Annotated in this window: 24 protein-coding genes and 1 tRNA gene; 23 read left to right on the top strand and 2 right to left on the bottom strand. The window is 49.2% G+C overall.

The genetic code is table 11. The annotated features are described in order from the left end of the window. Nucleotides 1-30 precede the first annotated feature (30 nt). From C0K55_RS02230 to C0K55_RS02190, 9 genes are all read left to right on the top strand, one after another. Nucleotides 31-492, top strand: a complete 462-nt coding sequence (locus C0K55_RS02230; protein WP_105266610.1) for a hypothetical protein — start codon at nucleotides 31-33, stop codon at nucleotides 490-492. Then, entirely contained in the window at nucleotides 489-806 is a 318-nt protein-coding gene (locus C0K55_RS02225) for a hypothetical protein (RefSeq protein ID WP_105266609.1), read from the top strand. Before C0K55_RS02230 ends, C0K55_RS02225 begins: the two co-directional genes overlap by 4 nt. Continuing rightward, complete coding sequence (locus C0K55_RS02220; RefSeq protein WP_105266608.1) at nucleotides 793-1353, top strand: ead/Ea22-like family protein; 561 nt, start codon at nucleotides 793-795, stop codon at nucleotides 1351-1353. Before C0K55_RS02225 ends, C0K55_RS02220 begins: the two co-directional genes overlap by 14 nt. A 181-nt stretch (nucleotides 1354-1534) precedes the next feature. Beyond that, the gene (locus C0K55_RS26440) at nucleotides 1535-2185 is read left to right on the top strand and encodes a DUF551 domain-containing protein (protein WP_236942224.1); all 651 of its coding nucleotides are present in this window, start codon (nucleotides 1535-1537) and stop codon (nucleotides 2183-2185) included. Next, complete coding sequence (locus C0K55_RS02210) at nucleotides 2185-2469, top strand: DUF4752 family protein (RefSeq protein WP_062876739.1); 285 nt, start codon at nucleotides 2185-2187, stop codon at nucleotides 2467-2469. The genes C0K55_RS26440 and C0K55_RS02210 overlap by 1 nt, the downstream gene beginning before the upstream one ends. Next, the gene (locus C0K55_RS02205) at nucleotides 2462-2743 is read left to right on the top strand and encodes an ASCH domain-containing protein (protein WP_000002119.1); all 282 of its coding nucleotides are present in this window, start codon (nucleotides 2462-2464) and stop codon (nucleotides 2741-2743) included. The genes C0K55_RS02210 and C0K55_RS02205 overlap by 8 nt, the downstream gene beginning before the upstream one ends. After that, complete coding sequence (locus tag C0K55_RS02200) at nucleotides 2736-3074, top strand: hypothetical protein (protein WP_001129693.1); 339 nt, start codon at nucleotides 2736-2738, stop codon at nucleotides 3072-3074. The genes C0K55_RS02205 and C0K55_RS02200 overlap by 8 nt, the downstream gene beginning before the upstream one ends. A 40-nt stretch (nucleotides 3075-3114) precedes the next feature. Then, nucleotides 3115-3789, top strand: a complete 675-nt coding sequence (locus C0K55_RS02195) for a terminase small subunit (protein ID WP_001090120.1) — start codon at nucleotides 3115-3117, stop codon at nucleotides 3787-3789. Next, entirely contained in the window at nucleotides 3786-5255 is a 1470-nt protein-coding gene (locus tag C0K55_RS02190; protein ID WP_024946520.1) for a hypothetical protein, read from the top strand. The genes C0K55_RS02195 and C0K55_RS02190 overlap by 4 nt, the downstream gene beginning before the upstream one ends. 4 nt (nucleotides 5256-5259) lie before the next feature. On the opposite strand, the gene C0K55_RS02185 is transcribed toward C0K55_RS02190, so the two are convergent. Continuing rightward, nucleotides 5260-5865, bottom strand: coding sequence for a hypothetical protein (locus tag C0K55_RS02185; RefSeq protein ID WP_105266607.1), 606 nt, complete (start codon nucleotides 5863-5865; stop codon nucleotides 5260-5262). 250 nt (nucleotides 5866-6115) lie between these two features. Further along, nucleotides 6116-6192, bottom strand: a tRNA-Arg gene (locus C0K55_RS02180). A gap of 427 nt (nucleotides 6193-6619) precedes the next feature. Here C0K55_RS02180 and C0K55_RS02175 point away from each other — a divergent pair. The 14 genes from C0K55_RS02175 to C0K55_RS02110 are packed head-to-tail and all read left to right on the top strand — an operon-like array spanning nucleotide 6620 to nucleotide 21972. Further along, complete coding sequence (locus C0K55_RS02175) at nucleotides 6620-6826, top strand: hypothetical protein (RefSeq protein ID WP_000335899.1); 207 nt, start codon at nucleotides 6620-6622, stop codon at nucleotides 6824-6826. 14 nt (nucleotides 6827-6840) lie between these two features. Further along, on the top strand, nucleotides 6841-8520 hold the full coding sequence (locus C0K55_RS02170) for a portal protein (protein ID WP_000852419.1): 1680 nt from the start codon (nucleotides 6841-6843) through the stop codon (nucleotides 8518-8520). After that, nucleotides 8517-8813, top strand: a complete 297-nt coding sequence (locus tag C0K55_RS02165; RefSeq protein ID WP_000133160.1) for a Bbp19 family protein — start codon at nucleotides 8517-8519, stop codon at nucleotides 8811-8813. Before C0K55_RS02170 ends, C0K55_RS02165 begins: the two co-directional genes overlap by 4 nt. Nucleotides 8814-8815: 2 nt before the next feature. Then, nucleotides 8816-9511, top strand: coding sequence for a peptidase (locus C0K55_RS02160; RefSeq protein ID WP_069905254.1), 696 nt, complete (start codon nucleotides 8816-8818; stop codon nucleotides 9509-9511). 14 nt (nucleotides 9512-9525) lie between these two features. Continuing rightward, nucleotides 9526-10512, top strand: a complete 987-nt coding sequence (locus C0K55_RS02155; RefSeq protein ID WP_000268715.1) for a major capsid protein — start codon at nucleotides 9526-9528, stop codon at nucleotides 10510-10512. Nucleotides 10513-10563: 51 nt separating this feature from the next. Then, nucleotides 10564-11001, top strand: a complete 438-nt coding sequence (locus tag C0K55_RS02150; protein ID WP_105266606.1) for a Bbp16 family capsid cement protein — start codon at nucleotides 10564-10566, stop codon at nucleotides 10999-11001. Nucleotides 11002-11011: 10 nt separating this feature from the next. Next, a complete protein-coding gene (locus C0K55_RS02145) occupies nucleotides 11012-11347 on the top strand; it encodes a hypothetical protein (protein WP_000012377.1) in 336 nt (111 codons plus the stop codon). Nucleotides 11348-11397: 50 nt separating this feature from the next. Beyond that, nucleotides 11398-11721: a capsid staple protein gene (gene gp10, locus C0K55_RS02140; RefSeq protein ID WP_105266605.1), complete on the top strand. Its 324-nt coding sequence runs from the start codon at nucleotides 11398-11400 to the stop codon at nucleotides 11719-11721. Beyond that, nucleotides 11721-12326 (top strand): hypothetical protein, encoded by a 606-nt coding sequence (locus C0K55_RS02135; RefSeq protein ID WP_000179253.1) that lies wholly within the window; start codon nucleotides 11721-11723, stop codon nucleotides 12324-12326. Before gp10 ends, C0K55_RS02135 begins: the two co-directional genes overlap by 1 nt. After that, complete coding sequence (locus C0K55_RS02130) at nucleotides 12326-14797, top strand: hypothetical protein (protein ID WP_105266604.1); 2472 nt, start codon at nucleotides 12326-12328, stop codon at nucleotides 14795-14797. The genes C0K55_RS02135 and C0K55_RS02130 overlap by 1 nt, the downstream gene beginning before the upstream one ends. After that, nucleotides 14797-15261 (top strand): hypothetical protein, encoded by a 465-nt coding sequence (locus C0K55_RS02125; protein WP_000568023.1) that lies wholly within the window; start codon nucleotides 14797-14799, stop codon nucleotides 15259-15261. Before C0K55_RS02130 ends, C0K55_RS02125 begins: the two co-directional genes overlap by 1 nt. After that, nucleotides 15261-15836, top strand: a complete 576-nt coding sequence (locus tag C0K55_RS02120; protein WP_000332877.1) for a virion core protein, T7 gp14 family — start codon at nucleotides 15261-15263, stop codon at nucleotides 15834-15836. The genes C0K55_RS02125 and C0K55_RS02120 overlap by 1 nt, the downstream gene beginning before the upstream one ends. Further along, nucleotides 15836-18583: a hypothetical protein gene (locus tag C0K55_RS02115; protein WP_105266603.1), complete on the top strand. Its 2748-nt coding sequence runs from the start codon at nucleotides 15836-15838 to the stop codon at nucleotides 18581-18583. The genes C0K55_RS02120 and C0K55_RS02115 overlap by 1 nt, the downstream gene beginning before the upstream one ends. Then, the gene (locus tag C0K55_RS02110; RefSeq protein ID WP_105266602.1) at nucleotides 18583-21972 is read left to right on the top strand and encodes a DUF919 family protein; all 3390 of its coding nucleotides are present in this window, start codon (nucleotides 18583-18585) and stop codon (nucleotides 21970-21972) included. The genes C0K55_RS02115 and C0K55_RS02110 overlap by 1 nt, the downstream gene beginning before the upstream one ends. Nucleotide 21973 lies beyond the last annotated feature (1 nt).

Raw genomic sequence — 21973 nt, 5'->3', positions numbered from 1 at the left:
AATAAGTTATGTGGATAAGCGAGGGTAAAGATGGAAAGTAATATCAAAGGGTTAGTTGCCGCCGGGCATGAGATGGCTTCGGAACTGAAAGCAGAATGTGGTGCCGTTGATATGCGCAGTGTGGCAAAGCTGATCAGCGATTTGGCAACGCAACTGGAAGTGCAACTGGCGCGTGCTAATGCGCTTGCGGCGGAGAATGAGCTGGCTCGTAAGGCAGTTCAGGCATTCTGCGATGTTGTTGGCGACAACACCGAGATTATCGCTGATGAGGTTGGGCGAGATGGCGTTCTGGTTATTTTGGAGGCCATGAAGGCAACAGGAAATATGCCAGCCACCGATGCTTTTCTGGCTGAAATTGAACGCAAAGCAATCCGCAAGTTCATTAACAGCATTGAACACATCCTGCGTGACAAGTTGTCACCGTATGACACCGAAGAGATGCTTGAGGCTATGCGTATTTTTCTGGAAGAACAGGGAGGTGAGCAAAAATGACAATCACAAAACAACGGGTAGAAGAAATCATATCCCGCATTGAAATGTATGGACATGGTGCAGGGTATACCGCTGACGAGGTTTATGACCTAGCTGTACTGGCGCTGAATTTATCAAATATCGCAAACCTCAAGCGATACGAGCTTGATATGGATGGTTGTGACTCGTGCGGTCAGGATTGTGGCGCTGACATGACTGAAGATTCTGATGGAGATTATGTCCTGTTTGATGACGTGGTTAAGTTGTTTGAGTTTGATACAACCACTCAGAAGTTAGAAAGCCCAGCAAAGGAGGCACCCAGTGAGCAAGATTGACTATCAGGCACTGCGTGAAAAGGCAGAGAAAGCAACGTGTGGTGTGTGGTCGCTCGAATATGGAGAGGAGAGATTTGATGCTGGTGATGCGCTAATTCATCGTGAAGTTGTTGGATATCTTCCCATTTGCAGAATTGAAGGAGCGCATCCAGAAAGCGGTTTCGATGAAGATTTCCAAATGGAACAGCAGGCCAATGCTGAATTCATCGCCGCAGCCAGTCCAGCTATCTTGCTGGCACTACTGGATGAACGGGAAGCAGACAAAAAGCGCATTGCAGAACTGGAAGCACGGGAAATAAAACCAGCCAAAGGCGAAGTTCTTGTCGTTGTATCTGGTTTTACTGGTTGCGGAAAAAGCGCCATTGCCGGGGAAATAGAAATCGCGATGAAGGCTATTGGTGTACCGGTTCAGTGGACTAATGGCGATGCGGAAAAGCGCATGACAGGAGCTGACTGGCTGACAGCGATTGAGATGTACAAACCAACTGTGCGCATCGTGGAAGTTAATGTGCCACGCGCCGCTGGCATTCGCATCAAAGGAGAGTGAGATGACCACTATGAACAGAGAAGAACAAAAGCAAGTTCTCATAGATACAGCTAATCACGTAATCAACCGTGATAATACTTCACCATATAGCGAAAATCTTAAAGAACTGGCACGGATTGCACTGGCATCTCTGGAAGCTGAAAAGGTAACTCTCTATCGCGAGCGAAATCCCTACAATGGCATGACGACCGGATGGCAGGAATTGACCGAGCAGGAATACGAGTTTGTCAAAGATAACGCCAGTGAAAACGCCGAATTTCGTACTGTGTACACTGCACCGCCAGCGCCGGTAATACAGGCTGATGTCGCGCAAACAATTGAAATCCTCAAGCAGAAGTTAGTGGAATGCAATCGCTATAACTACTGCGCAGATGCAGTTAAGGGCGTAGAGGATGCCTGCCACGCTGCCATGCTTCAGGGTAGCCAACCTGTAAGCCAAACTTACAAGTTTCCAGTTAATACACCTTGCCAGGATGCGCCAGCCCATATCTGGCTGCAAACAGCTGGAGTATGGCCAGAAGATGGCGAGTTAAGCGAATTAACGTGGTGCAGCCACAATCAGCACCATGATGACACGCTATATGTTCGAGCTGACTTGGTAAATGGCAATTCTCCGGTAACTCCGGATGGTTGGATAAGCTGTAGTGAGCGAATGCCAGATGATGGTCAGCACGTAATTATTTTATGTGATGGCGCATTCGTTCTTTATGCGCAATATCGAGACGGAGAGTTTTTCGATATTGTCCGCAATGGTGATGAACTTTTCGAAACACAGAGTCGCAATGTAACCGACTGGATGCGGCTACCGGAACCGCCGCAGGAGGTGAAGTGATGGACTCCTTCGCGAAATATACGATTATTGACTGGATAGCCTTCCTTCAGGTTTTGCTCATCTGGTTTTATATGGCTTACAGGAGTGGACAGTGGATTGTCGATGTAGCCTGTAGCAAGGGATGGCGTTGGTGGAACCGAAAGAATAAAAAAGCACTGGCATTGGATTCGTTTTACGAAGCATTCAATCTTAACAGCCTTCAGCCAGGTTCTGTCGTTGTAGTCACCACTCAAAGCGGCATGACGATACAAATTCACAAGCCAAAGGAGGAAGGTCGTGGCTAACCTGCAACTTGCCGTCAAAGGTGAATACTTCGATGCCATGATTCGCGGAGAGAAAACGGAAGAGTATCGCCTGTGTAATGACTACTGGAATAAGCGAATTATGTTCCGCGAGTACGACCGCCTGATTATCACAAAGGGATATCCGAAGCGCGACGATTCCAGCCGCAGAATTAATGTTCCGTATGACGGATATGAAATCAAGACAATCACACATCCGCACTTCGGCGATAAACCGGTAAAGGTGTTCGCGATAAAGGTAAATATTGATGGCTAAATCAGCAGCAGAGCGCAAAGCCGCTCAGAGAGCCAGACAAGCTGCATCTGGTGTGCGTAAGCTGGAAATTGTGCTTGATGCTCAGGAAATTGAAATGCTGGAGCGTAACTGTGCCACGCGTCGCCCCGGGCGTGCGCCTTACGAATTTGGTGAGTATATAGCGTTACTGATCCGCCAGGATGATGCACGCGTGCGCGGGCGTATAAAATCGATCAGCAGAAAACGTTGCGGTAAGTGCGGCGAGAGAGTTCCAGTTAATTCATGCCCGTGTAATGGTGACTCGCAATGCTGGGTGACTAAAGGCTGGCATGAAACGAAATTAATAGTGTGACATGTCACGAGTAGATTATGCATGATGAATTTGATGGGTTTTGAATACTGCCGCCAACTATGGCGGCTTTATTTTGCATGGTACTATTACCACAACGGTAACAATTACCACGGTGGTTATGATGCCTGCTGAACCTAAAACCTATAAACGCAAATCAACGCAATTTAAGCCGCTCACAGCAATGCAGGAGGCTTATTGCCAGTCATACATCAAAACGCCTGAAAACCAGACTCAGGCTGCGATTAACGCAGGATTCTCCCCAAATACAGCGGCAGTTAAAGCCAGTGTCATGATGCGCGATGAACGCATTCAGAAACGGATTGCCGAGTTGATGGAGGAGCGCAACAAACGAATGCGCGTCAGTGCTGATTACGTTCTCATGCGCCTGGTGGAGATCGACCAGATGGACGTGATCGACATCCTCAACGACGATGGGAGCCTTAAACCAATCCGTGAGTGGCCGAAAATCTGGCGTACTACGCTTAGTGGCTTTGATCTGTCATCGACCATCATGAACATGAACGAGGATTCGATAGAGACAATCCTCAAAAAAATTAAATGGCCTGACAAGGTGAAGAACCTTGAGCTGATTGGTAAGCATGTTGATGTCAACGCGTTCAAAGAACGTCTGGATGTTAATGTGAATGTGACAATTGCTGATCGCATAGCAGCAGCCAGGAAGCGACTCAAAGAACGTCAGGATGGTAATCAGTGACAGATACAGCGTTATCTCCTGAAGAGCAGTTAATCGAGGATATTGCAGGGTTCACTCACGATCCACTTGGCTATGCCCTCTATGCGTTCCCGTGGGGGGAAGAGGGGACTGAACTGGCACATGCCACCGGTCCACGTCAGTGGCAGGCCGATGCGTTCCGAGAGATACGTGATCATCTGCAGAATCCAGAGACGCGCTATCAGCCGCTTATGCTGGCACGTGCTTCTGGTCACGGTATTGGTAAATCAGCATTCATCTCAATGCTGATCAACTGGGGCATGTCCACTTGCGAGGATTGTAAGGTCGTGGTGACCGCCAACACCGACAACCAGCTACGAACGAAGACCTGGCCGGAAATTATCAAGTGGTCGAACCTTGCTATCACGAAAGATTGGTTTACCTGTACCGCTACCGCGATGTACAGCAATGACCCTGGGCACGACAAGCGGTGGCGAGCTGACGCAATCCCCTGGTCTGAGCACAACACTGAGGCATTCGCCGGATTACACAATGAGCGCAAACGCATCATCGTGGTATTCGATGAAGCGTCGAACATTGCGGATCTGGTGTGGGAAGTTGCTGAGGGTGCGCTTACGGACGAAGACACTGAGATTATCTGGGTGGCGTTCGGAAACCCGACACGTAACACCGGGCGTTTCCGCGAATGTTTCCGCAAATATAAACACCGCTGGAAAACTGCACAGATTGACAGCCGGACGGTGGAAGGTACTAACAAGCAGCAATTACAGAAATGGGTTGATGACTACGGGGAAGACAGCGACTTCGTTAAAATCCGTGTGCGCGGCATATTTCCTGATGCATCTGAATTGCAGTTTATCCCTACCGGTCTTACTGACGAGGCAATGAAACGGGTGGTAACTGCTGCGCAGGTGGCACATGCTCCGGTGATAATCGGCGTTGACCCTGCATACTCCGGCGTTGATGACGCTGTGATATACCTGCGGCAGGGGCTGCACAGTAAGGTGCTGTGGACTGGCAACAAGACCACTGACGATCTGATAATGGCGAAGCGTATCGCTGACTTTGAAGACCAGTACCAGGCTGACGCAGTGTTCATCGACTTCGGTTACGGAACTGGTCTGAAGTCAATCGGTGACGGCTGGGGTCGTACATGGCAACTTGTTCCGTTCGGTGGCGCGTCTACTGACCCGCAGATGCTCAACAAGCGTGGGGAGATGTTCAACTCATGCAAGACATGGCTGAGGCTGGGCGGGATGCTGGATGACCAGGAAACAGCGGACGACCTGTCGACGGCAGAGTACAAAGTTCGCGTGGACGGTAAAATCGTTATCGAACCGAAGGAAGATATCAAAGAGCGACTTGGGCGTTCGCCGGGTAAAGGTGATGCGCTGCTGCTAACGTTCGCCTTCCCGGTAGCCAAGAAAACTAATGACCCACGGCAGCAGCAGGGGAAAGCTATTACTGAGTACGATCCGTTTTCATAAAGTTTTAAGCAGCATTGTCTGTGTTGCGATTGTTCCTTGAGTTAAACTTATTTGCAATTCTGGTATTGGATTTTATTTTTTCTTCTGCAAGTTCTTTTTCAAGCGCCATTATTTTTTCAATAAGGGAATCTCTTTCCTGCAAAAAAGAATTCAAAGACTCTTGGTGCTTGATTAAATCATTTTTATAGAATTGAATCTCAGACTCAAACTCAACCTTAACTCTGTCGTATGTAATGTCCCTTTGTGCCTCAAGCTTACGCAATTCTATGGCGTTTTTAACATCCCTGAGGCTTTTGTTGTGTTTGAAGTTATCGATGTTCTGTAGTGGAATTTTTTGAAACATCACCACTATATTGTTAAACCATGGAACTATTACACACAGCGCGAATGCACATAAAGCTGGATATAAGAGTGAGTGGTACGCATCACTATGGGAAGATATATAATTTATTTTTTCTTCAATTCCTGACTTACTGAAGAATAAAAATAATAGTGGATTCCAGTTAAAAGAACACCACGAAAACACAAATGCCCCAAGTGCTGGGTTGCGGACTCTCTCTGACGTTGTGCTAATAGCCGATGATGCGATCTCTTTAAATTGCTCGAACATGTCTAAACCAGATGTTAAATGTTTTTGTTATCTTACCTTCAAGGTAACGTTCAGTCACCAGGCAAAAAAATGCCCGGCGAACCGGGCGAACTGGAAGCAATGAGTTATGCCTTCCGTGGCTGTACTGGTTTACAGCATGAAGTCATCGCAATGGCGTCCTGCTGTAAAAAGGGCGGTGATAGTCCTTCAAGGGAAACCATCACCGCCAAGCCCATGGAACTTCTGGCATCACGGTCCTTAGGCGTGATTCTGGCGTGGCATGCAGGATTCGAACCTGCGACCAACCGCTTAGAAGGCGGTTGCTCTGTCCAGCTGAGCTAATGCCACAACGCTGAGAGCACTTAGCCTGTTAAGGCACCACACTTTGTCGCGGCTCCATAAATGCCCTCATCGTTGTACCCTCGTCTCTTCCGAGGTGTCACACCGAATCGCCGGGATGGTGAATCCCCGTGCGCGGAATAAAACCGCTCGACTTGCACATTCCGGCTACCTGGTTCGTTTGCCCGAGCAAGGGAGGGTGCCCCTTAAACGTATCCAGACCGCTATCGGCGCATGTGCCATACGCCGTACTGCTCAAAATAAAAGCTCACTCCACCTGTTCAATTTAACGACAAGCCAGTCAGGTTAGTAACCGGAATGAACTCTTTGGTTACCTGAAAGGTAATAATTCGTGCGTTAAATGTCAACTATCTACGATAAATAAATCATATGTGGTTAAATTGGTAATAATTTAATTGCGTACGGAGTCATTGATATGTGCATGGGTAGCTCACCATCAGTGCCTGCAACACCAGAAGTTCAGGCCGCACCACAGGAGCAGGATGCCGCCGTTGTTGATGCCCGCGACGAAGAAACTCGTCGCCGTCGCGCTGCTGCTGGTCGTAGTTCTACGCTGCTTACCGGTTCTCAGGGCGACACATCAACCGCTAATACCAGCGGTAAAACGCTGCTTGGTCAGTAACCGGAGTCATTGAAATGGCGGAAACAACTAAAGAGCGATTGAACAAACAGTTCGCACAACTTGAAAGCGAGCGTCAGTCGTTCGAGCCGCACTGGCGCGAGTTGAGTGATTACATCAACCCGCGTGGTTCCCGCTTTCTGACTTCTGAGGTCAACCGTAACGATCGACGCAATACACGCATTATTGATTCGACCGGGACTATGGCGGCGCGCACTCTCGCCAGCGGCATGATGTCAGGCATCACAAGTCCCGCGCGTCCGTGGTTTCGCCTGGCTACGCCAGATCCTGAAATGATGGATTATGGCCCTGTTAAGTTGTGGCTTGAGGCGGTGCAGAACCGCATGAACGATATGTTCAATAAGTCGAATCTCTACCAGTCTCTTCCGCAGTTATACGGAAGCCTCGGCACATACAGCACTGGTGCAATGGCGGTGCTGGAGGATGACGAGGACATAATTCGCACAATGCCATTCCCGATAGGTAGTTACTACCTGGCTAACTCACCTCGTGGCAGTGTGGACACATGTTTTCGTAAGTTCTCTATGACTGTTCGTCAGCTTGTTCAGGAGTTCGGGCTAAATAACGTCAGCGAATCCGTAAAAAGCATGTGGGAAAGCGGCACCTACGAGAAGTGGATTGAAGTGATGCATTCGGTTTACCCGAACATTGACCGCGATACATCGAAGCTGGATAGCAAGAACAAGCCATTCAAATCGGTTTATTACGAGGTTGGTGGCGATAACGACAAGTTGTTGCGTGAGTCCGGATTCGATGAGTTTCCAATTATGGCTCCGCGCTGGGAAGTTAACGGCGAAGATGTTTATGGATCATCATGCCCGGGTATGCTGGCGCTTGGACCTGTTAAGGCATTGCAGCTTCTCCAGAAGCGCAAGTCGCAGTTGATTGATAAAGCCACCAATCCGCCGATGGTTGCTCCGACTTCCCTCAAGAATCAGCGCGCCTCCCTTCTTCCTGGCGACATCACGTATATCGATCAGATTACTGGTCAGGATGGCTTCAGGCCTGCTTATCTGGTTAACCCCAGTACAGCAGATTTGGTGGCAGACATTCAGGACACTCGTCAAATCATTAACAGCGCCTACTTTGTCGATCTGTTCATGATGTTGCAGAACATCAATACCCGCTCGATGCCTGTTGAAGCGGTGATCGAAATGAAAGAAGAAAAACTTCTGATGTTGGGGCCGGTTCTGGAGCGTCTGAACGACGAATGTCTTAATCCTCTCATTGACCGCGCTTTCTCGATGATGGTGCGTAAAAACATGCTGCCGCCACCGCCTGACGCGATGGAAGGTATGCCCCTGAAGGTCGAATACATTTCCGTCATGGCTCAGGCGCAGAAGTCTATCGGCTTGTCCAGTCTGGCGTCTACGGTCAACTTCATTGGTCAACTTGCGCAAGCGAAACCAGAAGCTCTCGACAAACTCAACGTTGATCAGGCGATCGATGCATTCGCTGATATGTCCGGAGTGTCTCCAACCGTCATTGTTCCGCAGGAACAGGTTGAGCAGGCTCGCCAGCAACGGGCACAGCAGCAACAGCAGCAACAAATGATGGCGATGGGGATGGCGGCGGCACAGGGTGCCAAGACGCTAAGCGAAGCTAAAACTTCGGATCCGAGTGTTTTGTCAGCTATGGCGAATGCAGTTAGTGGTCAGGGTGGGCAATCACAATGACAGATTACGAAGACGATCAACTGAAAGAAGAAAACGCCCGTAAGCAACGTGACATGGCGCAGCGTGAAATTGATGACATTCGCTTTGTCATGAGCAGTGAACAGGGGCGTCGCGTTGTCTGGTCGGTGCTGGAGAAAGGCCGTGTGTTTTCCGCTATCTCACCGATGGACGCTATGGCAATGGCATTTAATGAGGGGCAACGCAATCTGGCGCTGGAACTGTTTCAGCGCGTTATGGCGCATTGCCCTGAACAGTATTTGAAGATGGCCAAAGAGGCCAGTGAACAGGAGTGATCATGAATTTATTTGAGCGTTTGCTGTATCGCCGTCTTTGCAATGAGCAACCAGTCGATGGTGGAGCAGCTCCGGCTGCGTCAGAACCGTCAGCGCCTGCAGGTGATACCCCTGCTCCAGTTGGTGATCCATCACAACAGGAAGGCGATAAGCCACAACCTGTTGCTGATGGCGATAAACCTGCTGATGACAAAAAGCCTGAAAACGATAAGCAGGATGAAAAAAAGGGCGGCGATAAACCAGAGGGTGCGCCTGAGAAGTACGAGTTTCAGGCTGCCGAAGGCGTAGAGCTGGATACAGAAGCGTTGAAGGAATTCGAGCCGGTGGCGCGAGAACTTAACCTGACCAACGAGCAAGCGCAAAAGCTGGTTGATGCTTATCCGAAGATTCTGGCAGGTGTTCAGCAGCGCCAGGCAGAAGCCTGGCAGAAAACAACCGAGCAGTGGGCTGCGGATGTAAAAGCTGACAAAGAAATCGGTGGCGACAAGTTGATTTCTAACCTTAGCGCCGCACAGCGTGCGCTTGACCAGTTCGGGACACCTGAACTCAAAGAATATCTGAACACCACCGGGCTGGGTAATCACCCTGATCTGGTCAAAACGTTCGTGAAAATCGGAAAGGCGATGTCTGAAGATGGCATGGTCACCGGTGGTAATGAAGGCCAGCGTAGTGCGGCCGAAGTGCTCTATGGCAAATAAGAGAGGAAATGACAATGGCTGTTAAAGGCTTAACTGCGCTAACGCTGGCTGACTGGGGTAAGCGCGTCGATCCAAACGGGAAAGTCGATAAGATTATCGAGCTTCTCGGTCAAACTAACCCGATCCTTCAGGATATGCCTTTTGTCGAAGGGAACCTTCCTACCGGACACCGAACCACCATTCGTTCTGGTTTACCTTCAGCTACCTGGCGTTTGCTGAACTATGGCGTACAACCAAGCAAATCAACCACAGTGCAGGTCACCGATTCCGTTGGCATGTTGGAAACCTATGCTGAAGTCGATAAGTCACTGGCTGATCTGAACGGTAATACCGCCGAATTCCGCCTGTCTGAAGACCGCGCATTTATTGAAGCGATGAATCAGCAGATGGCGCAGACGTTGTTTTATGGTGATTCCAGCGTTAACCCTCAGCAGTTTATGGGTTTGTCCTCCCGCTATTCCAGCCTGTCTGCGGGTAATGCTCAGAACATCATTGATGCTGGTGGCACGGGTACAGATAACACCTCAATCTGGTTAGTGGTGTGGGGCGAAAACACCGTGCATGGCATCTTCCCGAAAGGGCAGAAGGCTGGCATCCAGATGGAAGATAAAGGCCAGGTGACACTGGAAGATGCGAATGGCGGCAAGTACGAAGGCTACCGTACCCATTACAAATGGGACAACGGACTTGCTCTGCGTGACTGGCGTTATGTTGTTCGCATTGCAAACATCGATGTCAGCAATCTTTCAGAACCTTCCTCTGCCGCAAATATTGCGAAGTTGATGGTTAAAGCACTGCATCGCATTCCAAACCGTGGCATGGGCCGCCCGGTGTTCTACATGAACCGCACTGTAGGCCAGGCTCTTGATCTACAGTCTCTGGAGAAAACATCTCTGGCTATCAGCGTAAAAGAGACTGAAGGCGAGTGGTGGACTTCATTCCGTGGTGTACCAATCCGTGAAACTGATGCGCTTCTGGAAACAGAAGCCCGCGTGGTGTAACGCCTGTTATTAACCTGTGGGTCGTAACAGACCCACTAATGGAGAAAGAAGATGATCACCGACAAACTGTTGATGTTCTCCGAAGCTCAGGCGGTTACGAATACCGCGGCTTCTACTGACGTAATCGATCTCGGTCCAATTGACGGAAAACGTCGTGATATCGGCGTGGGTTACCCGCTTGAATTTTGGGCGCTGGTTAACACAGCCGCCGCGGCAAGCGGTGATGCAACTGTAAACATCCAGTTGCAGACGAGTGAGAATAACAGCTCATGGACCACTATTTATGATAGTGGCGCACTGGCAAAGACCACCCTGACAGCAGGTAAACGAGTTGTTTCTGCAAAGGTGCCTGCCGGTGTTCAGCGATATCTGCGTGTTAACTACTCCGTCGCAACTGGCCCACTAACGGCTGGCGAATTCACTGCGGGTATCAGTCTTGATGTTGATGCCAATACGCCGTACCCGATCCGCTCAAAAGTAACTGGTTAAGGTGATATCGATGTCAGGTGAGAAACCAAGATACCGCGTTCTGCGCCTCTCTCATATCCATAACACACTGTGGCCGGAGGGGGCAGAAATCGAATACGAAGGTGAGCCTGGTAGCGCACTGGAACCTGTTAACGATGCAGCCAGACAGGCAAAAGCAAAGGTAGCAGGAAAGGTGTCTATGGCAGCAACCAGCACCAAAATCATCAACGATGTGTCAGATGATGGTGAACTGGATAAGCTCCGTGAAGAGTACGAATTGCTCTTTAACGAGAAGCCACACCATAACGCCAAAGCCGAAACGCTCCGCGAGAAGATCGCAGATAAGCGTAAAGAACTGGGCGTGTAAGCCTCGCGAATCCGACAAGGGGCTTCGGCCCCTTTATTGCAGGAGTGTATATGGAACTCGTAAACCTCAAAACCGGCACTGACAGCTACCAGGATGAGAGCGGAGAAACCAGAACTCGCGATGAATACCCGTGGGGGCTGTGCATCACGCTGAATAACGACACATTGAATAAGCTGAAGGCGCAACCTCAGGGCGTCGGAACAGAAGAGATGATAACTGCAAAGGCTGTTATTCGAGGCCTGTCTGCCAGAGAAACTGACGATGGTGTTAATCGCAGCGCCGATCTGCAGATCACTGATATGGCGATCGCTCCTGTTTCCGGGGATGTAGAAAAATCAGCGGCTGAAACCCTGTACGGCAATGGGGGTGAGTAATGGCCTCTGTAGTAGAGATCTGCAATCGTGCGCTGTCCAATATTGGCAATAGCCGCAGCATTAACAGCCTGAAGGAAGCCAGCAAGGAAGCGGGGGAATGTTCGCTGCACTTTGAGGCCTGCCGTGATGCTGTGCTTTCTGATTTTGACTGGAACTTTGCTACCAAACGCGTGGCGCTTGCAGATACGAGCAATCCACCGCCTGACTGGGAATATGCGTATCAGTACCCGTCAGATTGTCTGCGCATTACTGAAATTATGCTTCCTGGTGTACGCAATCCAACAGCAGCAATGCGCGTTCAGTACGAAGTTGGTGCAGACACCAACGGAACAGGAAAGTTGATCTACACAGACCAGCCTCAGGCATGGCTCAAGTATGTCTCTCGCGTTTCAGATGTGAACATGTTTGATGCCATTTTTATGGAGGCGTTGGCCTGGCGTCTTGCGGCAGCTATTAACATGGCGCTGACTGGGAATGCAGACCTCGGTACGTTTGCCCTCAATATGTACAATCGCGTGATTCTTAGTGCTGGCTCGCATAGCCAGAATGAATCACAGGAACCACAGCCACCGGTTGACGAGTTTACTATTGCGAGGTTGTCCTGATGGCTATCAGTTGGATCCAGCCCAGCTTTGCCGGTGGTGAGATTGGACCGTCGTTGTACGGTCGTATCGACATGGCGAAGTACCAGGTGGCTTTGCGCAAGTGCGATAACTTTATCGTGCGGCAGTATGGCGGCGTTGAGAATCGACCGGGTACGCGTTTTGTCGGTGCCGCCAAATACCCAAATCGGAAATGCCGCCTGATCCCGTTCCAGTTCTCGACTGTTCAGACCTATGCTCTGGAGTTCGGACACCAGTACATGCGCGTTATCAAAGATGGTGCGTTGGTGCTGAACAGCAGCAATGTTATTTATGAAATTGCCACGCCATATACTGAAGCCGATCTGTTCCGAATTAAATTCACGCAAAGCGCCGACGTGCTTACGCTGGTTCATCCGGCATACCCGCCGAAAGAGTTGCGCCGCTATGCTCATGACAACTGGCAACTGGTTGATGTGGTAACGAAGAACGGGCCATTTGAAGATATCAATATTGACGAGTCAGTGACGGTTTATGCCAGCGCCAGCACCGGGACAATTACGTTAACGGCAAGCGCCTCTATTTTTGGCGCGGAGCAGGTAGGCAAATTGTTCTATCTGGAACAGCCTGCAGTGGATTCAGTGCCGGTATGGGAAACCAGTAAGAGTACGTCGATTGGTGATATTCGCCGTGCAGACAGTAACTACTATCGCGCCGTTACAGCAGGCAAAACAGGCACTTTGCGCCCTTCGCATACAGAAGGCACATCATGGGATGGCTGGGGCGGATCCGGTGATGATGATACTGGCATTGAGTGGGAGTATCTGCACAGTGGTTTTGGCATTGCCCGTATAACTGCTGTAAATGGCACTACTGCAACTGCTGAGGTGATTTCCTATATCCCTTCGCAGGTCGTTGGCGAGGATAATGCCAGCTATAAATGGGCTAAATATGCCTGGAACAGTGTTAATGGTTATCCTGGCACTGTTGTTTATTATCAACAACGTCTTTACTTCGCCGCATCGACTGCGTTCCCTCAGACTATCTGGGCCAGCCGTACTGGGGATTATAAGGATTTTGGCAAAAGCAATCCTACGCAGGATGACGACAGAATTATCTACACCTATGCCGGGCGTCAGGTTAATGAGATCCGTCACCTGATTGATGTTGGTTCGCTGGTGGCGCTGACTTCCGGAGGTGAGTACGTCATCACCGGCGACCAGAACAAAGTGTTAACCCCATCATCATTTGCATTCAGCTCTCAGGGATCAAATGGCTCAAGCAACGTCCCGCCAATTGCCGTGGCGAATATTGCTTTGTTCGTCCAGGAGAAAGGCAGCGTTGTCCGTGATCTGGCCTACTCATTCGATGTTGACGGCTATCAGGGGAACGACCTGACCATCCTTGCCAATCATCTTTTTCAGAAGCACAGCATTGTTGACTGGTGCTTCTCGATTGTCCCTTACTCCAGCGCCTTCTGCATTCGTGATGACGGTAAATTACTGGTGATGACCTATTTGCGTGATCAGCAGGTTTTTGCATGGGCACCACAGTCCAGTACCGGAAAATATGAAAGCACATGCAGTATCAGCGAAGGCAATGAAGATGCGGTGTATTTCGTCGTTAACCGAACCGTTAACGGGCAAGCAGTGAGATACATCGAGAGACTGTCCAGCCGTTTATTTACCAGCGATGAAGACGCTTTCTTTGTTGATTCTGGCCTTAGCTATGATGGAAGAAATACGTCTGACAGAACGATGACCATCACTGGTGGTTCTGGTGAATGGGATTACCGCGCGGAATATACAATCAGTGTTTCTGGTGGTGCGTACTTCACCAGTAGTGATGTCGGTGCGCAACTACAGTTCCCTTATGCTGGAACTGATCCTGATACTGGCGATGAAGTGTCAAAAGAATTACGTTGCGACATTATTTCTGTAACCAGCAATACCGCTGTAGTGGTTCGTGCCAACAGGAACCTCCCGCCATCCCTCAGGAATGCGGCCACCACGAACTGGCAGATGGCGCGCCGGACATTTGGAGGCCTGTCTCATCTTGAAGGACAGACCGTAAACATTCTTTCTGATGCGAATGTTGAGCCACAGAAAGTTGTTTCCGGAGGTGCCGTCACGCTGGAATCTCCGGGGGCTGTAGTGCACATCGGTCTGCCAATAACTGCTGAATTCGAAACACTGGATATCAACATTAACGGACAGGAAACGCTGCTGGACAAAAAACAGGTGATCCCCTCCGTTACTCTGGTTGTGAATGCCAGCCGCGGCATCTGGGCGACTACGCCTGGCGGTAAATGGTACGAATATCCACAGCGTGAATTCGAGTTCTACGATGATCCTGTTGATGATGCTACCGGAAAAGTAGAAGTGAAACTGGACAGTAACTGGGGCAAAAACGGACGTGTAAAAATCCGTCAGCTTGACCCGTTGCCGCTGTCTGTTCTTGCCGTTATTCCTCGCCTTACTGTTGGGGGATTCTGATGATCGACGTTCAAATTATTCCCGCTACCGAAGAGCATCTTCAGATGATTTTGCCGGATGTTCGTCAGGCTGATATTGACGAACTGTATGCGGTATCGCTGATGACTACCGAAGATGCGCTGCGCGTTGGTCTGCGCACTGCGACTATGGCCTGGTCAGGGTTCGCGAACGGAGAACTGGTAACCATGTTTGGTGTATCTCCGGCGTCAATGATCGGTGGCAATGGTACGCCCTGGCTGGTCGGAACCAGCCGTATTGAAAAATATCAGAAGACATTTCTTCGCCACTGCCGCCCTGTATTGCAGCAGATGCTGGCAGTTTATCCGCGCCTGGAAAACTACGTCGACGAGCGAAACCATGTTGCCAAAGCATGGCTGCACTGGCTTGGATTCAGGCTTGAAGAAGCCGCGCCTTATGGTGCTCTTGGTCTTAATTTCCACAGATTTCACATGGAGAGAAAATAATCTGCGATCCGGTTATTGCTGGTGGCGCAATGCTCGCCATGAGTGGCATTCAGGCATACACCCAGTACCAACAGGGAAAGTATGCCTCGAAGGTTGCAGAAGCGAACGCAGATATAGCCACAGCTCAGGCAAATGATGCAATAAACAGGGGTAACGCTGAAGCTGAGCAACGGCGCAGAGAGACCCGACAGCGGCTTGGTACACAGGCGGCGACAATGGGGGCTACCGGCGCTGATTTATCTACCGGTAACGCGCTGGATATATTTGGTGACACTGCTCAGTTTGGCGCTCTTGATTCGCTGACGACGGTGAATAACGCGCAACGCGAGGCTTACGGTTATCAGGTTCAGGCTGCCAACTATAAAGCAGAAGCCAGTTCAGCCCGTAAACAGGGGAATGTGGGAGCAGCAACAACATTGCTCACTGCGCCTCTGAAGGCATACGGTGCGTACCAGATGTTTGGTGGGACGTGGAGTCCGTTCTCTAAAGGAAGTACATCTAGTGGTGGGACGCCAATGTTATCTAACTCAGGTTTTATGAATTCTGACTCCCGATTCAAAATAGGAGGTTACTGATGCCTGTTGTTCCTACTACATCCGGACGCCAGGTGCAAAGTCGTGGTGTGCAAACCGGTGGTTTTCAGACCTTCGATGTTCCTCAAGCAGGTCAGGTGCTGGCGAATGTCGCAGATCAGTATGCGGTGGCATATGGTGAAGCCAGGCAGAAAGCGAATGTTGCTATGGCCCAGGAGGCGTTACTGCAATTTAACCAATTTGCAGATGACCAGATTAACAACCCTGAAAATGGGCTGATTTCTAAACAGGGTAAAAACGCTCTTGGTCAGAGTGACGCTGTTATGAAAAATATGCAGGAAAGGGCTCAGGCATTATTAGGCTCAATTCCTGAAAGTGAGGAAAGGAATAAATTATCCTTTCAACTCCAGCAGTCTATGCAGTCTTATTACAATCAGGCACGTCGATATGAAGTTGGGCAGTTTCAGCAATTCCAAGATCAAACGTATTTGTCAGGAAATGCATTGGCTGTCACTCAGTCTGCGGGGCTATATAGCGATAACCAAGCATTTGTCGATTTAGCCAAGCAGCGATTTGAATCTATTGATCAATACGCTGATGCGCATGGGCTTCCTGATGAGTGGCGTGTTCAGCAGAAAACTCAGCTCAAGGAACAAATGGGGCAGCAAGCATGGATAGGAAATATCGCTCAAAAATACAACGAGTTTCTTCAGGTTAATGGAGAGCCAGGGGATCTTGACGGTGTGAGTCGTGCAATGTCACATGGTAATTCATTGGATGCTCGTGGTTTACGTAATAATAACCCTGGTAATATTGAAGCGAGCAAATCTAACCCGTGGGAAGGTCAGATCGGTAGCGATGGACGTTTTGCAACGTTTGCTACCCCTGAGCATGGAATCCGCGCGTTGGGTAAAAATATGTTGTCTTACCAGCGTCAAGGCTATGACACCGTTAGCGAGATTGTTAATCGCTATGCTCCGGCTAGTGATGGTAATAATACTGATGCTTATATTAGGGCATTGTGTGGTGAGCTTGGTGTTGGGGAGAATGATCAGCTTGATATCTCTAACCCAAAGACACTAGCTGCTTTATTTGCTGGGATTATTAAACACGAAAATGGCAGTATGCCTTATAGCACCGAACAGCTTGAAACTGGTATCTCGGCAGCCCTTGGTCTAACTAACCTTGATTCACCTAAGCGTTATACGGGCAATGCGGCATTTGATGCTATGAGCCCTCAAATGCAAATACAGGCATTGAGGCAGGCTAATGAGCTGAGAAATCAGTACCGCCAGCAGTATGCGGACCAGCTTAGCACCGTAGTTAAAGATGCATATTCAGCCCTTGATGAAGGATTGAAACCTGAGCAGTTACCTTCTGAGGACGATTTTATCCGGGCCAATGGTCCGCGCATTGGCGCTATGAAGTGGAAGGATATGCAGGCGCAGATACAATATGGAGGTGTCATTGGTGCCGCTAAAGACCTCACTCCAGAAGGACGACAAGACATTCTTGAACGTTTACGTCCACAGGATCCAAACGCTCCTGGATTTGCAGCTAACCAGCAACGCTGGGAGAAAATGCAGGCCAAATTTAAAGAGATGGATAGGGATTGGGAGATTCAGCAGGGAAGAAACAGGTTCGTGTCTTCAATGCAAAATAACTTCCCGCTGGACCCGAACGACAAAAACAATCAGGCAGCGGTAGACCGTTATTTCGCGCAGGATATTGCGCCTTCGTTTTCCATATCTGATCCGCAGAGCATCAATACACTGGTCACCGTCACAACTAAAAGCGGCATGATACCAACTCAGGTTAAAACAATGCTTAACAGTGGAGCAACATCAAGAGATCCTGCGCTGGTTGTCCCGATGGCAAAATTCTACGGTCAGTTATTCGATAATAATCCGGCGGCAGCGGCAACACTTGATAAAAGTACGATGGCATTTTACGGCAAGGTTTACGATTATTCCCGCGCTGGCGTGCCGGAGGATAAGGCTGTTGATATGGCTTACAGCCAGGTGTTCCAACAGGATGACCGAATGAAACAGATGCTTTCCACTGCCATGCGAGACAAAAAATATGTCGCGGCGAGGGCAACTGCTGCACAAAATAACGCCAGCAGTCTGACTTCCTTTGGTTCGTGGTCTCCGGATATTACCGATCCAGGAAAATCAAATGCGGCCTATCAGCGAGATTACCAGACAATTTACGATGCTAACTTTGTACAGACAGGTGGCGATGCAGAACAGGCTGAGAAAATGACCAATGCCATGATCAGAACCACCTGGGGAGTTTCTACGGTTAATGGCAAAGCAGAGGTTATGAAGTATGCACCTGAGGCATTGTACGGAGTAAATAATGGTGCTGGTAACTGGATACAGGGGCAGTGGGAGCAGGAAAAACGCGAGCTTAAATCAAAATCCTTTGGCGGTCCTCGCAGTGATACGGACTTAATACTTGTTTCTGATGGCCTTACGGCAAGGGATAGGAGTTATGCTGTTATGGTTTTACAGCCTGACGCAAACGGAGCGATAGAACCGAGAAATTATATTGGAGAAAATGGTCTCCCTGTTCGTTTCAAGCCGGATCAGCTGACATCTCCAATGTACAGGCAAACCATTCAGTTCCAGCAACAGCGTGTTGATGAGGCTAGAGTGCGGAGAGAAGGCAATCCGCTGCCGCAGTTCAGCAATAAAGATGGATATACTCCTCCAGATCTGACCAAACCATTCGGTTATGGTTCAGCCAATTACCTTCCGAGCAATATATACGCAGGGGGCAAATAATGCCGATATATGAACAGGATCCTAAAGAGTTGCTTGGCGAGGATATTCAGCAAATAGCAGCACCTGATGACAGTAATTTCTATATGGAAACACCTTCTTTGCTTTCTGCTGTGAACCCATTTACCAGTGATCAACGCGTTCAAAGGTCTAGACAAGCAGCATTTCGTATAGATAACACGCTGGGTAGCTTTATTGCCAGTGCTCCTTTCAGTCAGTTTGACAGGGTTGAAGGATATAACCCATTTGATAACGATGCAGCAGATATTAAAGGCTATGAAGATTTTGCAGATTCGTTTATCAACTCCGGTTCGCCTGAAGAAACAATGGCAATTAAACATCGAATCGATCAGCAGAGAGCTGACATGGAATACAATTCAGGCTTGGGATTTGCTGGTACAGTCTCTTCTGTAGCAATGAGATTAGCAGATCCATTCAATGCGATTTCTATGTTTATTCCGTTCGGCGCTGTCGTTCGTGGCGGTCGTATTGCAGAAACAGCCGGGCGTTTTGCCATGGCGAATGCTGCTGGCAGTGTTGCTTCAGAGGCCGCATTACAGGCCACTCAGGAAGCTCGCTCACCGATGGAGAGCGTATCGAACGTTGTTGTTGATGCTCTCGTTGGTGGGATTCTTGGTGCTGGTGCACAGCTACTTGCTGGACCTGGCGCGCGCGAGGCAGTGGTTAACTCAGTAGGTAATCATTTGCGAGGTATGGATTCTCCTCAAAGCATTGGTGCAGCTCAGGTTTTCAATACCACACTCGATCAGGAACAGCTCGCTGGACTTGGACTTGCTAACAAAACGTTGAGTGTCACTCCTGCTGGCCGCTTGGCGCAATCACCATCTCTTGTCTCCCGTCAGATTAACCAGCAGCTTGCCGAAAATAACTATTTCTTCGCCAAAAATGATGAGGGGTTGGCTACGTTTACAGCAGTCGAGACTAAGATTAAGCAATACGACGCCATGCTTTATAAGCAGATGGAAGCTACTCGTGATGCTTACCAGCAGTACAGCAAATCTGTTAGCGCCCGCGGCGTGAAGAGGATGAACTTTATTGATTTCAATGAAGCTGTTGGCATGGCTATGCGCCGTGGTGATCAGAGTGATATTCCTGAGGTTTCACAAGCAGCCGCCAGAATCCGCCCCATTTTCGAGACCACAAAAGCCCGTATGCAGGAACTGGGGATCCTTCCTGAAGATATCGATGTCGTGACGGCGAAAAGTTATCTTCCCCGCATTTATAAGTTCGATAAGATACTTTCCGACCGCACTGAATTCAGAGGGCGAATTGCCAACTGGATACAAGGGATTAGTGCCAAAGGTGCTGACAAAGCAGGTCAGCGAATTGAAAGGATAAATTCATTGCTAAAAACTGCAGAGGAATCGGCACCGCGCGCTGATGCTCTCGCTAGTGAAATCGCTGAAGCGGAGAAATGGTCTGGTAAAAAAATTCTACTCATGGAAGAACTGGATAAACGAAATAAGCTTATATCTCAGGAGACTGACACACAGGCGCGTCTTACAAGAATAGAAAAAGAGTTGGCCGAGACTTCATCAGAAAAACTTCAGGCAAGAATGATGAAAGAAAGCTCTGACCTTAAAACACGCCTTGATGATATAGCGCAGGCAAAGAGTGAGCTTCCTGTCTATCAGCGCCATATGGAGTTGCTGGATAATCCACGGAAATATCGTTCTGAGCTTCGCCGACTGCAAAAACGGGCAAATTCAACCACAAGGCTGAATGCAAGCCGCGAACGAGCACTGAAGCAGATGGAGCCTCTATCCCGAGAGGAAGCAGAGGACGCTGCTGACGAGATCGTGAATAAAATAATAGGCGCACCTTCCGGGCTTGTACCAGCCGATATTATCCCAGAGAGACTCGTTGGTCGGGCTGGTTTCACTAAAAGCAGAACGCTGCTTATTCCTGATGAGCGTATAGAAGATTTTCTTGAATCAGATGTTAACTACATCATGGAAAGTTATCTCCGGCAGGTGGCACCAGAAATTGAGCTGACTGCGCAGTTTGGCCGTAAAGATATGGGGGAGCAAATCCGTCAGGTTAGTGAGGAATATACCCGGCTAATAAAAGAGGCTAAAACACCTAAACGACGTGCAGTTCTTGAGAAGCAACGGGAGGCTGATATTAGGGATATTACGGCTATGCGTGATCGACTGCTTGGTACTTACGGTGCACCTCAAGATCCACGCAGTTTCTTTGTTCGTGCCGGGCGAGTTGCTAGGAATATTAACTTCCTCCGTTTGCTTGGTGGAATGACTGTCTCCGCTGCAACTGATCTGATGCGACCGATGATGCAGCATGGCCTGAGAAAATCTCTCGGACCAATGGTAAGCATGCTTAAAAATATGGACTCAGTGAAAATTGCAACCAGGGATTTGCGAGAAATGGCCGTTGGGCTTGATTATGTCCTGTCTACGCGTACAAAGGCTATAGCGGATCTTACTGACCCCTATAGCCGGAGAAGCGCCGCTGAGCGAGGTCTGAACTGGATGACGCAGAAATTCGGTAACTGGACGCTGATGAATCAGTGGAACAGCGCACTTAAATCATGGTCCGGGATGATAGTGCAGTCGAGGATACTTGACGCGGCTCGCAAAGTTTCTGCTGGTGGCACGCTCTCCAAAAGTGAAATGCGGAAGATGGCACAGGTCGGCATCAATGAAGATGTTCTGCGCCGAATCGGGGAGCAATTCGGGAAGCACGGAGAGGATATGGACGGGCTGTTAACCGGGCATAGTCATCTGTGGGATGACCGTTTCGCTAGAGAGATTTTCCAGTCTGCAGTGCTGAAAGATGTAGACTCAGTGATTGTAACGCCTGGCGTAGGTGATACCCCGCTGTTTTTTAGTAAAGAAGGCTGGAAGATGATCACGCAGTTTAAAACGTTTATCTTCGCACAGCATAACAGGGTGCTGGTATCTGGTATCCAGCAGGGCGATGCTGCATTCTATCTTGGTGCGCTTGGCACGATTGCGCTTGGCTCAATGGTCTATATGATGAAACAGAAGTTAAGCGGTCGCGATATTGACTACAGCTGGAATAACCTTGTGAAAGAGGGGATCGACCGGGGCGGAATGCTTGGCTGGCTCTCTGAGCCGCTGAATACCGTTGAGAACATAAGCGGCGGTAGGTTTGGTCTTGGCGCGATGTTTGGTGCGCCTCCGGTATCAAGGTTTCAGAGTCGTAATGCTATTGGTGCTTTACTTGGTCCTACCTTTGATCTTGGCGGTGATGCCGCGACGGTTGCAAATGGTGTACTTAACGGAGAATTTGACAGCCAGCAAACCCACGCTGTCCGTAAAATGCTACCTTTTCAGAATCTGTGGGCGATATCACCATTACTAAATAAAGTTGAAGAGCAGATGAAATAGG

Source organism: Escherichia sp. MOD1-EC6098, assembly GCF_002965865.1.
GTDB lineage: Bacteria > Pseudomonadota > Gammaproteobacteria > Enterobacterales > Enterobacteriaceae > Escherichia > Escherichia marmotae.
This window is presented reverse-complemented; position numbering and strand designations above follow the sequence as displayed.

Bases quoted from the DNA above. Each gene is read 5' to 3' on its own strand.
- C0K55_RS02170 (WP_000852419.1), top strand. From the start codon at position 6,841: ATGGCGGAAACAACTAAAGAGCGATTGAACAAACAGTTCGCACAACTT.
- C0K55_RS02200 (WP_001129693.1), top strand. From the start codon at position 2,736: ATGGCTAAATCAGCAGCAGAGCGCAAAGCCGCTCAGAGAGCCAGACAA.
- C0K55_RS02145 (WP_000012377.1), top strand. From the start codon at position 11,012: ATGTCAGGTGAGAAACCAAGATACCGCGTTCTGCGCCTCTCTCATATC.
- C0K55_RS02130 (WP_105266604.1), top strand. From the start codon at position 12,326: ATGGCTATCAGTTGGATCCAGCCCAGCTTTGCCGGTGGTGAGATTGGA.
- C0K55_RS26440 (WP_236942224.1), top strand. From the start codon at position 1,535: ATGACGACCGGATGGCAGGAATTGACCGAGCAGGAATACGAGTTTGTC.
- C0K55_RS02125 (WP_000568023.1), top strand. From the start codon at position 14,797: ATGATCGACGTTCAAATTATTCCCGCTACCGAAGAGCATCTTCAGATG.
- C0K55_RS02160 (WP_069905254.1), top strand. From the start codon at position 8,816: ATGAATTTATTTGAGCGTTTGCTGTATCGCCGTCTTTGCAATGAGCAA.
- C0K55_RS02225 (WP_105266609.1), top strand. From the start codon at position 489: ATGACAATCACAAAACAACGGGTAGAAGAAATCATATCCCGCATTGAA.
- C0K55_RS02150 (WP_105266606.1), top strand. From the start codon at position 10,564: ATGATCACCGACAAACTGTTGATGTTCTCCGAAGCTCAGGCGGTTACG.
- C0K55_RS02110 (WP_105266602.1), top strand. From the start codon at position 18,583: ATGCCGATATATGAACAGGATCCTAAAGAGTTGCTTGGCGAGGATATT.
- C0K55_RS02155 (WP_000268715.1), top strand. From the start codon at position 9,526: ATGGCTGTTAAAGGCTTAACTGCGCTAACGCTGGCTGACTGGGGTAAG.
- C0K55_RS02210 (WP_062876739.1), top strand. From the start codon at position 2,185: ATGGACTCCTTCGCGAAATATACGATTATTGACTGGATAGCCTTCCTT.
- C0K55_RS02115 (WP_105266603.1), top strand. From the start codon at position 15,836: ATGCCTGTTGTTCCTACTACATCCGGACGCCAGGTGCAAAGTCGTGGT.
- C0K55_RS02175 (WP_000335899.1), top strand. From the start codon at position 6,620: ATGTGCATGGGTAGCTCACCATCAGTGCCTGCAACACCAGAAGTTCAG.
- C0K55_RS02165 (WP_000133160.1), top strand. From the start codon at position 8,517: ATGACAGATTACGAAGACGATCAACTGAAAGAAGAAAACGCCCGTAAG.
- gp10 (WP_105266605.1), top strand. From the start codon at position 11,398: ATGGAACTCGTAAACCTCAAAACCGGCACTGACAGCTACCAGGATGAG.
- C0K55_RS02135 (WP_000179253.1), top strand. From the start codon at position 11,721: ATGGCCTCTGTAGTAGAGATCTGCAATCGTGCGCTGTCCAATATTGGC.
- C0K55_RS02185 (WP_105266607.1), bottom strand. From the start codon at position 5,865: ATGTTCGAGCAATTTAAAGAGATCGCATCATCGGCTATTAGCACAACG.
- C0K55_RS02230 (WP_105266610.1), top strand. From the start codon at position 31: ATGGAAAGTAATATCAAAGGGTTAGTTGCCGCCGGGCATGAGATGGCT.